This window comes from Rhodanobacteraceae bacterium (assembly GCA_016713135.1).
In the GTDB taxonomy this organism is placed as follows: Bacteria; Pseudomonadota; Gammaproteobacteria; order Xanthomonadales; family SZUA-5; genus JADKFD01.
Genome location: JADJPR010000016.1, coordinates 49461 through 62407 on the forward strand (window position 1 = coordinate 49461; position 12947 = coordinate 62407).

The 12947-nt window shown below is 68.0% G+C and carries 13 protein-coding genes and 1 pseudogene; 5 read left to right on the forward strand and 9 right to left on the reverse strand.

The window, feature by feature from the left end:
* Positions 1-41 precede the first annotated feature (41 nt).
* The 3 genes from IPK27_13105 to IPK27_13115 are packed head-to-tail and all read right to left on the reverse strand — an operon-like array spanning position 42 to position 2144.
* A complete protein-coding gene (locus IPK27_13105) occupies positions 42-1517 on the reverse strand; it encodes an alpha/beta fold hydrolase (protein MBK8068520.1) in 1476 nt (491 codons plus the stop codon).
* Complete coding sequence (locus tag IPK27_13110) at positions 1514-1717, reverse strand: helix-turn-helix transcriptional regulator (GenBank protein MBK8068521.1); 204 nt, start codon at positions 1715-1717, stop codon at positions 1514-1516. Before IPK27_13110 ends, IPK27_13105 begins: the two co-directional genes overlap by 4 nt.
* Before the next feature lie 34 nt (positions 1718-1751).
* Positions 1752-2144, reverse strand: a complete 393-nt coding sequence (locus tag IPK27_13115) for a hypothetical protein (protein ID MBK8068522.1) — start codon at positions 2142-2144, stop codon at positions 1752-1754.
* Positions 2145-2356: 212 nt separating this feature from the next.
* Here IPK27_13115 and IPK27_13120 point away from each other — a divergent pair, with 212 nt between their 5' ends.
* On the forward strand, positions 2357-2914 hold the full coding sequence (locus IPK27_13120) for a DUF615 domain-containing protein (protein MBK8068523.1): 558 nt from the start codon (positions 2357-2359) through the stop codon (positions 2912-2914).
* 506 nt (positions 2915-3420) lie between these two features.
* Here the strand turns inward: IPK27_13120 and IPK27_13125 are convergent.
* The 4 genes from IPK27_13125 to ompR form a co-directional block, all read right to left on the reverse strand.
* Positions 3421-4263: a hypothetical protein gene (locus IPK27_13125; protein MBK8068524.1), complete on the reverse strand. Its 843-nt coding sequence runs from the start codon at positions 4261-4263 to the stop codon at positions 3421-3423.
* Between the two features lie 171 nt (positions 4264-4434).
* The gene (locus tag IPK27_13130; protein MBK8068525.1) at positions 4435-4590 is read right to left on the reverse strand and encodes a hypothetical protein; all 156 of its coding nucleotides are present in this window, start codon (positions 4588-4590) and stop codon (positions 4435-4437) included.
* Between the two features lie 33 nt (positions 4591-4623).
* Entirely contained in the window at positions 4624-5907 is a 1284-nt protein-coding gene (locus IPK27_13135; GenBank protein ID MBK8068526.1) for a HAMP domain-containing histidine kinase, read from the reverse strand.
* A complete protein-coding gene (gene ompR / locus IPK27_13140) occupies positions 5888-6589 on the reverse strand; it encodes a two-component system response regulator OmpR (GenBank protein MBK8068527.1) in 702 nt (233 codons plus the stop codon). The genes IPK27_13135 and ompR overlap by 20 nt, the downstream gene beginning before the upstream one ends.
* Positions 6590-6764: 175 nt before the next feature.
* On the opposite strand from ompR, the gene IPK27_13145 reads away from it, so the two are divergent.
* The gene (locus tag IPK27_13145; GenBank protein ID MBK8068528.1) at positions 6765-7211 is read left to right on the forward strand and encodes a Spy/CpxP family protein refolding chaperone; all 447 of its coding nucleotides are present in this window, start codon (positions 6765-6767) and stop codon (positions 7209-7211) included.
* A gap of 148 nt (positions 7212-7359) precedes the next feature.
* On the forward strand, positions 7360-7902 hold the full coding sequence (locus tag IPK27_13150) for a hypothetical protein (GenBank protein ID MBK8068529.1): 543 nt from the start codon (positions 7360-7362) through the stop codon (positions 7900-7902).
* 299 nt (positions 7903-8201) lie between these two features.
* Here the strand turns inward: IPK27_13150 and IPK27_13155 are convergent, their stop codons facing one another.
* The gene (locus IPK27_13155) at positions 8202-8834 is read right to left on the reverse strand and encodes a hypothetical protein (protein ID MBK8068530.1); all 633 of its coding nucleotides are present in this window, start codon (positions 8832-8834) and stop codon (positions 8202-8204) included.
* Positions 8835-8921: 87 nt separating this feature from the next.
* On the opposite strand from IPK27_13155, the pseudogene IPK27_13160 reads away from it, so the two are divergent.
* Together IPK27_13160 and IPK27_13165 are read left to right on the forward strand one after the other, a co-directional pair.
* Positions 8922-10612, forward strand: a pseudogene (locus IPK27_13160) (STAS domain-containing protein).
* 202 nt (positions 10613-10814) lie between these two features.
* Positions 10815-11543 carry a transporter substrate-binding domain-containing protein gene (locus tag IPK27_13165; protein MBK8068531.1) on the forward strand — a complete coding sequence of 243 codons (729 nt, stop codon included), beginning with the start codon at positions 10815-10817 and terminating at the stop codon, positions 11541-11543.
* Positions 11544-11870: 327 nt separating this feature from the next.
* Here IPK27_13165 and IPK27_13170 read toward each other — a convergent pair whose 3' ends face one another.
* Positions 11871-12359, reverse strand: coding sequence for a hypothetical protein (locus IPK27_13170; protein ID MBK8068532.1), 489 nt, complete (start codon positions 12357-12359; stop codon positions 11871-11873).
* Positions 12360-12947: the final 588 nt, after the last annotated feature.

Consider the following 12947-nt stretch of genomic DNA (forward strand, 5'->3'; position numbering starts at 1 on the left):
TGCATTCCCCCTGCCCCTGCCCCCGCCCCGCTTCTGCTGTCTCACGGCGCACTCCCCGAGAAATTCAGGAAGAACGGCGCCGGGGACTGCTGCTTGAGGCACTCGGCATCCAGCTTTTTCGCGTCGGCGGTCTTGACGAACTGGGTGAGGAGCTTGGGGCCGCAGCCGCGGCCGAGCACGCTGTGGCCCTGGCCTGGGACGATCAGGTGGCGGCCGTTCGGCAGGTTCTTCACCACCTGGTCGCCATAGCGCGGCGGGGTGACCGGATCGAACTCGCCCGACATCACCAACACCGGCGTATCGCCGCTCATCGGCGCGTGGAAATCGGCCGGGATCTCGCGCGTCGGCCAGGCGCTGCACCAGGCGATGGCCATCGAGACCAGATCCTGGCGAAGCATCAGGCCATCATCTTGCGGCCGCGGCGTGAAGCCGGGTACATCTTCGGCGCACATGACCGACCATTGCATGCCGTTGGCGATCTGGCTGCCCAGATCGTCGCTCATCATGGCCCCCTGGGACATCAGCGGTTCGAAGCGACCCGCCTGCGCTTCAGCCAGTATCAACGGTAATAGGGCCGCGGTTTCACCGCTGTACATGTACATGCGCGCCACCACCGCCAGGGTATTGGCGCTCAATGGGCGCCCGGCGGTTTCGCCGGTGCGCGGATCGCGCGCCGCGACCATCCGCGGCTGTGCCCGCAGTTGCTCCGCCAGGGACTTCAGCGTGGCGTAGGGATCGCCGAAGCGTTTGCCGCACTCGGCATCGTCCTTGCAGCGATCGAGCTGGCGCTTGAGCGTGTCTTCCAGGTTGATCGCGTGCTCGCTGCCGAGCATCAGCTCGTTCGGCACCGCGCTGTCAAGCAGCAGGGTGCGCACCCGCGCCGGGTAGCGCTTGGCGTAGATCTGGCCCATGCGCGTGCCGTAGGACACGCCGACCAGGTTCACCTGTTCGGCGCCGATCGCCGCGCGCACGCGGTCCAGATCCAGCGCCGCGTCCTCGGTGCTGTACCAACGCACGTCGTGGGTGTCCCGCACATTGGCGACGCAGTCGCGCGCCAGCTGCGCGGCGAGCGCCGTATCCACGTCCACCGCGAGGGGGTCGCTATCCGTGGGCAATGGACAATCGAGGCGATTCGAAGCGCCGGTGCCGCGCTGGTCGAGCAGGATCACGTTGCGCTCGGCGAGCACCTCGCGGAAGCTGCCTGCCATCCCGCGCCAGACTTCGCGCGCCGCCTGGCCCGGGCCACCGGCGAGGATGAACACCGGGTCCGGCAAGGGCTTGGGCGAGCGCGAAGGCACCAGCGCGATGGCCAGCTCGATCTGCCGCCCGCCCTGCCCGTCCGGCGCCTCCGGCACCTTCAGCGTGGTGCATTCGGCATTCACCGGATTGCTCGGGCGGATGCCCACCACCGGCAACTCGCATTTCTCGAAACTCAGTTCACCCAGCTGGCGCGCCTCGCTGCGCGGCGCCACCAGGGTGGCCGCCAGCAACGCCAGCGGCAGGGTCAGGCCTTTCATGTCGCTTCCTCGTCGGGCATGAAGATGGATTCGATCGGTGTGGCAAACACCTGCGCGATCTTGAACGCGAGCGGCAGGCTCGGGTCGTACTTGCCGGTTTCGATGGCATTGATGGTCTGCCGCGACACCCCCAGCGCATCGGCCAGCTCGGCCTGCGACCAGTGGCGCTCGGCGCGCAGCACGCGCAGGCGATTGTTCATGCCTGCGCCCCGGTGAAACCGGCGTGGATGCGCTTCATGCGTACTTGCGCGTCGCCCACCAGACGGCGGGCCCGTAGATGCCGCAGAACAGCGGCAGCACCATCAACACCGGCACCTTGGGCAAGCCGGCCAGCTCCAGCAGGCCCCAGGCGAAAGTGAGCATGCAGGTGAGGATCGCCGCGGTGGTCACCGCCTCGAAATGCACCCGCCGCTCCAGTTCGTCCAGCGAGGCGAAGAAGCGCAGCATCTCGCTGAGCGCGACCACGATCGGCACCATCGGCACCAGCACCATGATCGCCTTCGCCCAAAGCGGCTCCACGCCCTTCACCAGCCGCAGCATCAGCACGATCAGCGCGGCGTAGACCGCCATTGCTCCCATGAAGCGCGCGCGGTAGCGATGCAGTGCAGCCTTGCGTTCCTGGCGCATGAGAAGCGGCTCCCGGTCGATGGACGCAGGTTAGTCAAGCACCCTTGTCGTGTCAAGTGAGCTTTACTTATGGCCAAGCGCACTTGACAGAGCTGGTATTGGTGTTGGTCGTTGGTGTTGGAAGGAGCCGCTTGCCGCCGGCCGGCGACTGTCCGCCCTGACCCACACCAACAACCCACACCAACACCAGCTCTTTCCGCTAGCCTCCGCGCATGAATCCGAACGACCACAACGATCAGGAAGTCCCCAGCCGCAGCCAGATGCGCCGCGAGGCGCTGGATGTGCTGGAACTGGCCGAGCGCCTGGTGGCGCTGACGCCCTCGCAACTGGCGAAAGTGCCGCTGGAAGAGAAGATCCTCGACAACGTGCACCTGGCGCAGAAAATCACCTCGCACATCGCGCACAAGCGCCAGGTGCATTTCCTCGCCAAGCTGATGCGCAAGCTGGATGATCTGGAGCCGATCCGCCTGGCGGTCGACAAGCCACTGGAGGTGCGCCGGCGCGAGACCGCGCAACTGCACCTGATCGAACGCTGGCGCGAACGCCTGATCGACGACGGCGACGATGCGCTGGGCGAGTTCATCCAGGAGTTTCCCAACGCCGACCGCCAGCGCCTGCGCCAACTGGTGCGCCAGGCCCACGTGGAACGCCGCGAGAACCGCGCGCCCTCGGCGCAACGTAGCCTCTTCCAACTGGTCAAGGCTCAGGTGCGCGGCGACGAAGACGCCACGGACGAGGGCGATGCGGCGACCGAGGCCGGCAGCGACTGAGGCTCTTCGCGATCCCACCCAGAAGCAGGAAGCAGAGGACCCAGAGGGACCTTCGCAGACCCACCTAGAAGCGGAACGCAGAGAACGCAGAGGAAAAGCAGAGAGGACGCGGAAAAGGCGATTCGGCCATTCTTCAGCGGTTTAATGTGCGCTCGCGAGAGTCGAAGCTTCCGGGCCGCGACCAGTGGGCTTGATTGACGCGATGCCGGCAGCCAATCCATGGAGAGACGCAAAAAAAAAAAAAAAAGGGCTCTCACCGAACACCAGGAAACCCCTTGGGCGGGAAGGGGGTTTTTCCCCCAAAAAAACGAAAAAAAAAAAAAAAAGAGGGAACCCCCCCCCCCCCCCCCCCCCTGCGCCGCCGCCGCCCCGGAAAGAGGGGGGGGGGGGGGGGGGAAGGCGGCGGGGGGAGGAGGGGGGCCGGGGGGGGGGACCGGACTCTCTCCGCGTTCTCTCTGCTTTTCCTCTGCGTCCTCTGCGTTCGGCTTTTGGTCCGATCCCCCCGACTAGCGACCCTCGCGTACCCGTGCCACGCGCTCGGGCACGGCGGCGAAGCGCTGGTCGATGCGGATGTCGATCTGGGTCATGCCGGTGGTGATCCGCAGCGGGACCAGCAGCGCAGCCACGCAGCCCGGTGGCGCATCGGTACAGTCGCGCAGACTGCGACCAAACGCGGCCACCATGCCCTCGGGGTTGCCTTCCAGCGGATAGGCCGCGAGGTAGTAGTCCGCGCCGGCCAGGCCATCGATGCGGAACTTCTTGAGTCTGGCCGGCAGCTCGGTGCAGCGCAGCGGCAGCGACACATCGACCGGGATGGCGCACACGCGGGTGGGCGCCTTGGCTGCGCCGGGATAAGCGAGCCGACCCTCAACCGCCGCGGCCAGCTCCGTCACCGGCTCGCCGGTGACTTCGCAGGCCAGTTGCGTCGCGCCGTCATCGCGCACCGACACCCGGAAGCGCCGGGTCACATCGTCCGGCGCGAACGCCAGCCAGCCGCCGCGATCGGCCTCGAATTCCAGGCCGAGGCGCTTTTCGACCACTGGACGCACGCGCTCATCGCCGGCCTTGAACATCAGCGCCAGCCGCCGCGTCCCGCCCGCCTGCAGGCTGGCAGAGACCTCGACCACACCCAGCCCGAAGGCACTCTTCGCCCGCGCGAGTTCGCAGTTCAGCGTGTCCGTGCCGTGCACACGGGTGCGCCTGCATTGACTCGCATCGGCGCCCATGAACGCCGCCAGCGCATCCGGACCGCGCCGGATGGCGTCGACGTCCTCGCATTGCAGGTAGTTGGCGGCCGGCGCCAGCGATCCGACGGCCAGCAGCACCGCACCCAGCATCCATCGAGTCATGACGGCACCTCCTCGAAGCGATGGCCCAGCATTGCGCAGGCCTGCGAAACGGCGGCTGACCGGCGTCAACCCTGCGGGCGTAGCCCGGAGTGCCGCGCAGCGGCTCTCCGGGTACTTGCGGCAAGCACCCGGTGAACGCGCTGGGCGTGTACACCGGGCTACGCGTCGAGCCTACTTCTTCGACTTGCCCGCCTTCGACGTGCTCGCGGGCGCCTCGGCCTCGGCCGATTTCGGCGGCTGGTCGCCGAGGATCCGAGTGGCCGGGCAGATCGCGAACACCGGGCACTTCTTGCAGCCGACAGCGATCGCAATGGGGCAGACGGTCATGGCGGCGGATCCTTGGCGACTGGGAGGCCTAGCTTAACCTTCACGGCCGCTATTGGGCGCGGATCCGTCCTCGCCACGCAAGCACAGGTCGACCCGATGCATGCCGTCCACCACCCCGTGCTCCAGCCGCCCGCCATGCGATTGCGCGATGTGGCGGCAGAGCGCCAGGCCGAAGCCGCGGTGCGGCAGGACCGCGGACTCGTCAGCCGGCGCGCGCAGGGCGTTGTCGATACGCAATCGCCAGTGGCCGCCGTCGCCGGCCAGTTCGGCGGCGAACGGCGCGGCGCCATGCTGCTCGGCATTGTCGATCAGGTTGGCGATCAGTCGCGCGAGTACGCCGGGTTGACCGCGCACGCGGGCCCGCTCCGGCAGGCGCTCGGCCCAGGGATGGCCGCGTGCGACGCTGGCCGCAACTTCCGCCCGCAGCAGTGGCACCAGGTCGACCTGGGTATAAGGCTCCTCGGCGCCGGTGCGCGCATGCTCAATGAAGCGATCGATGCGGCGGTCGAGCTCGCCGATGTCCGCGTGCAGCGCCTCGCGCTCAGCCTCCGGCAAGCCGTCCAGCAGGTCGATGCGCAGCAGCAGGCGCATCAGCGGCGTGCGCAGATCATGACTGAGACCCGCGAGCATCAGGTCACGCTCGCGGCGCTGGGTTTCGATGCGCCCCAACGCCTGCGCCAGGCGGTCGCCCAGCAACTGGATCTCGCGCGGGCCCGATACCCGGAATTCGTCCGCAGCCACCGGCTCCGGCAGTCGCGCGGCGATCGCCGCAAGGCGTTCCACCGGCGCGGCGAGGCGGCGCGCCAGCCACCACGCCGCCAGCAACGCCAGCAGCAGCGAGAGCGCGGCGACCAGCAGCGCGAAGCGCGCCACCAGGGTGCGCATCGGCTCCAGCGGAATGCCGATCCAGTCGCCGCGCGCGCTCGCCAGCCAGATCCGCACGCTCCCGGCCGCGCCCTTCTCGATCTCCGCCGCGCGGCCGCTCTCGCTGCGCAGGTAGGCGACCAGCACTTCAAGGAAAGGCACCGGGAGTTTATCCACGGACGGCCGCGGCCGCGCGGCGCGCTCGATGCCCTGGCGCTCGAGCGCGCGGGCTGCGCGCGCCGGATCACCCGCGTCGCCCGCGTCGGCGAGTTCCACGACCGCGAGCAGGGGCAAGGCCAACTGGCGCACCGAGGGCTGCAGCGCCGCCTTCTGCAGCATCAGGGTCGCCGCCACCGCCAGCACCACCAGGAATCCGATCAGCGCCGCCAGGACCAGATGCACCGTGCGCCAGCCGCCCGGCGCGCGCTGCGCCTCAGTCGGGGACGAATACATAGCCGTGGCCCCATACCGTCTGGATATGCCGCGGCGCCTTCGGATCGTCCTCGATCATGCGCCGCAGCTTGGAGATGGCGACGTCGATGGAGCGCTCGAAGGGATCGCTGTCGCGCCCGCGCGCCAGGCTGATCAATCGATCGCGCGTCAACGGCACGCGTGGATGGCGCACCATCGCCACCAGCAGGGCGAACTCGCCGCTGGTCAGTCGATGGGTCTGCCCGTCGCGGCTCAGGGTGCGCGCAGAGGGATCGAGCTGGCAGCGGCCGAAGCGCAGCGGCGCCTCGGCTTCCACCGGCGCCCCGGGCACCGCGGCCACGCGGCGCAGCACTGCGCGGATGCGCGCCAGCAGCTCGCGCGGATTGCACGGCTTGGGCAGGTAGTCGTCCGCGCCGAGTTCCAGTCCGACGATGCGGTCCACTTCGTCGCCCTTGGCCGTGAGCATGATCACCGGCGTCGGCACGCCTTCCGCGCGCCAGCGCCGCAGCAAGGTCAAGCCGTCCTCGCCGGGCAACATCAGGTCGAGCACGATCAGGTCGTAGTGGCCCTGGTCCAGCGCGCGCTTGCCGAGTACGCCATCGGCCACGGCCTTGACCACGAAGCCTTCGCGGCCCAGGTAGCGCGACAGCAGATCGCGCAAACCAGGGTCGTCGTCCACCAGCAGGATGCGTTCGTCGTTCATGGTTGCCTTGTAGCGGCCCGGACCGGGCGCGGCAAGCGCGCGCATGAGCAATCGTGAGCGCAGCCGCGCCGGGAAACATCCGCTTACAACCTCGGCGTCCGCGCACATAGAGCGCTTACCGCTGAGCCGGATTCTGACCCTGCCGCCAATCGGGCGGCTCACCCGGAAATGCACCATGTCCCGCAAGATGCTGTTGGCGCTGGCACTCGTCACCGGCCTGGCCAGCACTGGCCCCGTGCTCGCCGGCCCCTTCCTGCAGCGGCTGACCCCACCGACCGCGGCCGAACTGGGGCTGACTGCCGCCCAGGCGGCCGAATGGCAAGCGATCCAGGCCGACGCGCAAGCGCTGCGCCAGGCCACCCTGGACCAGGTCAAGGCCGAGCTCGACCATACCCAGGAAGCCTTGGCCGAGCCGGACGCCGACCTCGCGGCCATCGGCCAGGAGTACCAGTCCATCGCCTTGGCCGCGCTGCTGGAACAGCGCCAGTTGCGCAACCGCCGGCTCGCCTTTTACGAATCGCTGAACCCGGATCAGCAGGCGCAGGTGCGCGCCTTCCTGATCGAAGTCAGCGAGCGCGCCGAGCGCGCGATCCGCGCCTTCGAAGTGCTGCAAGGCGGCTGAGCTGGACTTTCGTAGCCCGGAGTACCGCGCAGCGGTTCTCCGGGTGCTTGCCGCAAGTACCCGGTGAACGCGCTGCGCGCGCACACCGGGCTACGCCCCGCTCCATCTTTCGCCCTGAAACCACCCCACACCCAAGGAATTCCAGACCATGAACAAGCTGATCCAGACCGCCCTGCTCGCCCTCGCCACCGCCACCGCGCTGGTGCTCTCCCTGCCCGCCGATGCCCAGAGCGGCCGCGTCAAGGCCCGCGGCGCGACCCCGAACGCCGCCGGCGGGACCACCGCCGGCAGCGCCAGCGCAGGTGCCGGCCCCAACGGCGGCCGCTTCGCCCGCGGCGCCGGTGTCACCACCGACGGCCAAGGCAACGCGACCGGCGCCAGCGGCGGCGCAGCGCAGACCGCCAGCGGCGGCTACGGTGCGCGCGCCGGCCAGTTCCAGCGTAACGCCGATGGCAGCGCGAGCCGCCAGGGCGGCGCGGCCGGGCAGACCGCCGCCGGCGGCCGCTTCGCGACCAGCGGCAGCGCCAGCACCGATGGCCAGGGCAACGCCACGGCAACCCGCGGCACATCGGCCACCGCGGCCTCAGGCAACAGCTACCAGGGCCAGACCACCGCGACCACTGGCCAGGGGGTGCAGCACAGCGGCACCTGCTACGACGCCGTCGGCGTGGAAATCCCCTGCCCGCGCTGAAGCCTGGCAACGCCCAGCGCGCATGTCCGGATGAATCCGGCTGCGCGCGGGGCACGAGGGCACGAGGGCACGAGGGCACGAGGGCACGAAAAGGCTCGCGACTCGATGGGGTCATGGCAAGGGCCGGGTAGTTGTGTCCCCCGCAACAGACGTGGGTTTCCCTCGCCATTGCGCGTGTCCACGTTTCGACGAGGGCACCGGGGCACGCAGAGCCGGTCCGGTGCGACAGAGCGCATTTACGTGCCCTCGTGCCCTCGTGCCCTCCAAACCGATCTACCGGCGCGCCCTCACGCCCTCGCTCATTGCATCACGTTGACCACATCGCGCAGGCTGGCGGCGTTGTTGCCCATGGTGAAGTTGACGTAGTAGCTCGCGCCCGGCTGCAGCGAACAGGACAAACTGGAGGCCGCGACGATCCAGGAAACGCCAGGCGCCCCGGCGACTTGCGACACGCAATTGGCGCCCAGGAAGGCGGGATCGAAGCAGCCTGGCGTGCGCGAGATCGAAACCTGGCCGGTACCGTTGGCGCCCGGGAAGCCGTCGTTTGCATACAGGGTGCCGAACTGCCCGGCTGTCTGCGAAGCGGTGAAACGCAGCGCCAGGTAGCCGTTCGTGGGGATCGACAGCCGCGCGGTGAAGTTATAAGACGGCCAAAGCCCCAAGAACGTCGAGTTCCACTCCGCGATCGAGCCGATAGGCCCGATCGCGGCGCACGGGTTCGGTTCGTAGCCATTGCTGAACAGCAGGTCATCACCGGCACTGGCCGACAGGTTGACCAGCAAACCGGTGGCAAGGGCCCCGGCGGCCAGCGTGCGCGAAAGGCGAACGCGAGAATGAGTTGTCATCGGATGCTCCGGGTCGAGGATCGCGTGTGCGGACGCACACAATTTTGCAACGCGGAAAACGGCGCCGGAACAGCTCAGGGATTCCATCCGTTTTCCCGGGCAATCCACCAAGGTGGAATGCCGGTTTGGTGACGACGGCGTTAAGGTTGGGCGGTCCATCCGCCGGATGCCGCGATGTCGCTACGAGCCCATTTCGAACCGAAACTCCTGACCGCCTGGCGCGAAGGTTACGGCCTGAAGGACTTGCGCCGCGATGCGATCGCCGGCCTGACCGTGGCGATCGTCGCGCTGCCGCTGGCGATGGCGCTGGCGATCGCGTCCGGCACCACGCCGGAGAAAGGGCTGCATACCGCGATCATCGCCGGCTTCCTGATCTCGGCGCTGGGCGGCAGCCGGGTGCAGATCGGCGGCCCGACCGGGGCTTTCATCCCGGTGGTCTTCGCCGTGATCGAACGCCATGGCTACGACGGCCTGCTGCTGGCGACGATCATGGCCGGCGTGATGCTGCTCATCGCCGGCTGGGCGCGGCTGGGCCTGTTGATGCGCTACATGCCGCAGCCGGTGATCACCGGATTCACCGCGGGCATCGGCGTGATCATTTTCAGCAGCCAGCTGCGCGATCTGTTCGGGCTGCAGATGGACAAGGTGCCGGCCGAGTTCGGGCCCAAGATGGCCGCGCTCTGGGATGCCGCGCCGACGTTCAATTTCGCGGCCTTTGGCCTGGCGCTGGCCTGCATCGCATTGATCGTGGCCCTGCGCAAGCTGGCGCCCAAGTGGCCAGGCTTCCTGATCGCGGTGGTCGGCGGCACCCTCGCAGCGTTGCTGCTGAACCTGCCGGTGGAGACCATCGGCAGCCGCTTCGGCGAACTCCCGAGTTCATTGCCCGACTTCACGCTGCCGGAAGTGACCCTGGCGCGCTTGCGCGCGTTGATGCCGGACGCCTTCACCATCGCCTTCCTCGCCGGCATCGAGTCGCTGCTGTCGGCGGTGGTGGCGGACGGCATGACCGGCCAGCGCCACCGCTCCAACGCGGAACTGGTCGCGCAGGGCGCAGCCAACATCGGTTCCGCGCTGTTCGGCGGCCTGCCCGCCACCGGCGCCATCGCGCGCACCGCCACCAACGTGCGCGCCGGCGCGCGCAGCCCGATCGCCGGCATCCTGCACGCGGTGTTCGTGCTGGTGTTCATGCTGCACTGGCGCCGATCATGGCCTATGTGCCGCTGGCCGCGCTGGCCGCGGTGCTGGTGCTCGTGGCCTGGGGCATGAGCGAGATCGAGCGCTTCCGCCATCTGCTGCACGCGCCGGTCGGCGACCGCGCGCTGCTGCTGATCACCTTCGGCCTGACCGTGATGGTCGACCTGACGGTCGCCATCGAAGTGGGCCTGGTGGTCGCCGCCTTCCTGTTCATGCACCGCATGGCGAGCACCGTCGAAGTGGAAGGCCACTCGCTGGCCGACGAGATCGAGCAGGCCGGCGACGACACCGACATGCGCTCGCGCCTGCCCCAGGGCGTGGAGGCTTTCCGCATCATCGGCCCGCTGTTCTTCGGCGCCACCAGCCATCTGGAGGACGCGCTGCGCAGCTTCCGCGACACCGGCTATCCCAAGGTCTTCATCCTGCGCACCCGTTTGATGCCGATGGTCGATGCCAGCGGCGTCAACACCCTGGAAGTGTTCATGGCCCAGCTGCGCAAGGCCGGCACCCTGCTGATCCTGTCCGGCCTGCAGCCGCAGCCCACCCGCGTGCTCGCGCGCATGGGCATGGTCGAGAAAGACGGCGAACTCGCCTACGCCCGCGACTACGAACACGCCCTGGCACTGGCCCAGGAACACCTGGAGCGCTCGGGCGCGGCGATGGTGGCCTGAGGCGCCGCTTCCCCCGAGCGTAGGCCGGAGTACCGCGCAGCGGTTCTCCGGCGATTTGGTGGAGACGCGGTACGCGTGGGGCACAGCCCGCAATTCCTGGCTCTGCAATACTCTTTGCCAGGATGCTTGGTTCACTTTGAAAGGGCCCAGTGCCATGACGTTTCCCGGAGTCGCCGTGGTACGCACCGTCCTGAGTCTATGGATGGCGGCGGTCGCCATGCCCGCCCACGCTGATGTGCTGGAGATCCGGTCGGATATCTGGCTCCCGTATGCGGGTGATCCCAATTCGCCAGACAGGGGTTACATGGTGGAAATGGCCGAGGCCATTGCCGCAAACAATGGCCACACCATCCGGTATGCCGTCGCACCCTGGGAAGAGGCGTTGAACAGCGTGCGTCAGGGCAAGGCCGACTGTGTTGTAGGCGCTGAAATCAGGGACGCGCCGGACCTGCTGTTCGCACGGTCCAGCTGGGGCGAATCCGGCTATCTGTTTTTCGGGCGTGCCGGCACCCCATGGCGATATGACGGCGTCGAGAGCCTCGCTTCGATCAAGTTCAGCGTCAACGAGTACTACAGTTACAGCGAACCGCTGGACGCGTACATTGCCGAACATCGAACGGACAAGCGGCGCGTGCTCGAAGTGACAGAGAAGGCGCAGGCCATCGCCCAGCTTGTGGCGGCGGAAACCGATGCTTACATCGATGATTCCAACGAATTTGCGTATGCGCTCGCCAAGGCGAAGATCGATCCAGCCGAGTTCATCTCTCTTGGCGTTGCCCGGCGTGCAGAGGACGTCCGCATCGCTTGCACACCCGGCAAACCGCGCGGCCGTGAGCTCGTCGAGATGTTCGACAAGGGCACAGTCGAACTCCGAACGAGTGGCAAACTGGCGGAAATTCTGGCGCGCTACCACGTCAAGGATTGGAAGTAGTGGGCACTGAACCCCAGATCGCCGCCCGCGCCGCCGGCACCATCGAGCCAGCCTGCCATGCTCCAAAGGCAGCACAGACGCCAACAATTCTCCCCGCAAAAAGAGAACCTGATTCGTACCAATCCTCATCGCGGAGCGCCCAAGAGCAACAGCGTTTGGACAAGGTCCAAACCCACGCACAGCAAGCTCGCGGCAGCTGTGGGTTCGGACCTTGTCCGAACGCTTTTCGCATCGCCGGTCCATCGGCGATGAGGATTGGTACGAATCAGGAAAGAGAAAAGCCGCATCGAGCGGCTCTTTCGTCACCACAAGACGAGTGATGTCGCGCTACGCCGCCTCTCGCTGCGGCTGCGCTTCCACCGGCCTGGCCCGGCGCTTGTTGGAAAAGCGGGTGGACAAACCCCTACGCAAGCCCTCCACGCCGTCGGCGCCGCCCGACATCTTCATCAACCCATAGGCCTTCAGCGCGATGCCCCTGATCTCGCTCCCGAGCGCAGCGTCGGTGTCGCTGCTGCGCTCGCACAATCGGGTCAACCGGGTCTGCAGCGGACGCAACTGATCCAGCAGCCGGAGACTGGCGATCGCTTCATCGACCGGGATGTTGGGCGGGATCATCTGCGGGCTCTGGCTGATCACCTGCAGCGCCTGACGGCTGAAACTCTCGTTCTTGCTCCCCATCTTGCGCAGCCGGCGCTTGTCCACCGCGGTCAGCGAGACCAGCCCCTTGAGGTGGGTTTCCAGCGTGGTCAGCGCCGCGTTCACCGCGTCCAACTGGGCTTCACTCAGGCTCAGGTTCACAACGTTCTGTTTCGACATGTTCGATCTCCTCTTGGCGACTCGGGAAGGCGTCCGCGCCCCGTTGGGGTGGATCGCCGGCCGGACCCTGCGTCCGGCGTGAGGCCATGAGACACCGCGACTGTCTCACCCGACGACACGCCGGTTAAATCGGACTGAACGCCGATCAACCAGAACTCCCGAACCCCCGCCCCACCCCGGCGCGCCCATGCCCGCCACCCGCGCGCCTGTCGCGACGACCTCGCCAGCCTGTCGCCGCGATGGATGCACGAGTACCGCGACACACGCCCGCCTATCGCCGCGACAGGCGCGTGAGTACCGCGACACGCCCCCGCCCATGCCGCTGACAGGCGTACCCGCAATTCCGCATAGGCAGGCCCTTCGCCGCGACAGCCGCAGCAGCGGCGCCGAATGGACCCGCCCATCCCAGCCACAGGCCCACCAGCAAAGCGCCACGCAACCGCCCATCTCCGCGACAGCCGGGCGAGCACACCAGGGAATGCCGGTGTCCCCGCCGGCGCCATGCGGACCTGACGACTGCCGCCCTCTACGGGCGGAGCCACCGGCACGGGCAACCCAGCGGATCCTGCGGAAACGCCGCGACGACGC

Coding starts and splice junctions, on each gene's coding strand:
- IPK27_13105 (MBK8068520.1), bottom strand. CDS start 1,517: ATGAAAGGCCTGACCCTGCCGCTGGCGTTGCTGGCGGCCACCCTGGTG.
- IPK27_13110 (MBK8068521.1), bottom strand. CDS start 1,717: ATGAACAATCGCCTGCGCGTGCTGCGCGCCGAGCGCCACTGGTCGCAG.
- IPK27_13115 (MBK8068522.1), bottom strand. CDS start 2,144: ATGCGCCAGGAACGCAAGGCTGCACTGCATCGCTACCGCGCGCGCTTC.
- IPK27_13120 (MBK8068523.1), top strand. CDS start 2,357: ATGAATCCGAACGACCACAACGATCAGGAAGTCCCCAGCCGCAGCCAG.
- IPK27_13125 (MBK8068524.1), bottom strand. CDS start 4,263: ATGACTCGATGGATGCTGGGTGCGGTGCTGCTGGCCGTCGGATCGCTG.
- IPK27_13130 (MBK8068525.1), bottom strand. CDS start 4,590: ATGACCGTCTGCCCCATTGCGATCGCTGTCGGCTGCAAGAAGTGCCCG.
- IPK27_13135 (MBK8068526.1), bottom strand. CDS start 5,907: ATGTATTCGTCCCCGACTGAGGCGCAGCGCGCGCCGGGCGGCTGGCGC.
- ompR (MBK8068527.1), bottom strand. CDS start 6,589: ATGAACGACGAACGCATCCTGCTGGTGGACGACGACCCTGGTTTGCGC.
- IPK27_13145 (MBK8068528.1), top strand. CDS start 6,765: ATGTCCCGCAAGATGCTGTTGGCGCTGGCACTCGTCACCGGCCTGGCC.
- IPK27_13150 (MBK8068529.1), top strand. CDS start 7,360: ATGAACAAGCTGATCCAGACCGCCCTGCTCGCCCTCGCCACCGCCACC.
- IPK27_13155 (MBK8068530.1), bottom strand. CDS start 8,834: ATGGAATCCCTGAGCTGTTCCGGCGCCGTTTTCCGCGTTGCAAAATTG.
- IPK27_13165 (MBK8068531.1), top strand. CDS start 10,815: ATGGCGGCGGTCGCCATGCCCGCCCACGCTGATGTGCTGGAGATCCGG.
- IPK27_13170 (MBK8068532.1), bottom strand. CDS start 12,359: ATGTCGAAACAGAACGTTGTGAACCTGAGCCTGAGTGAAGCCCAGTTG.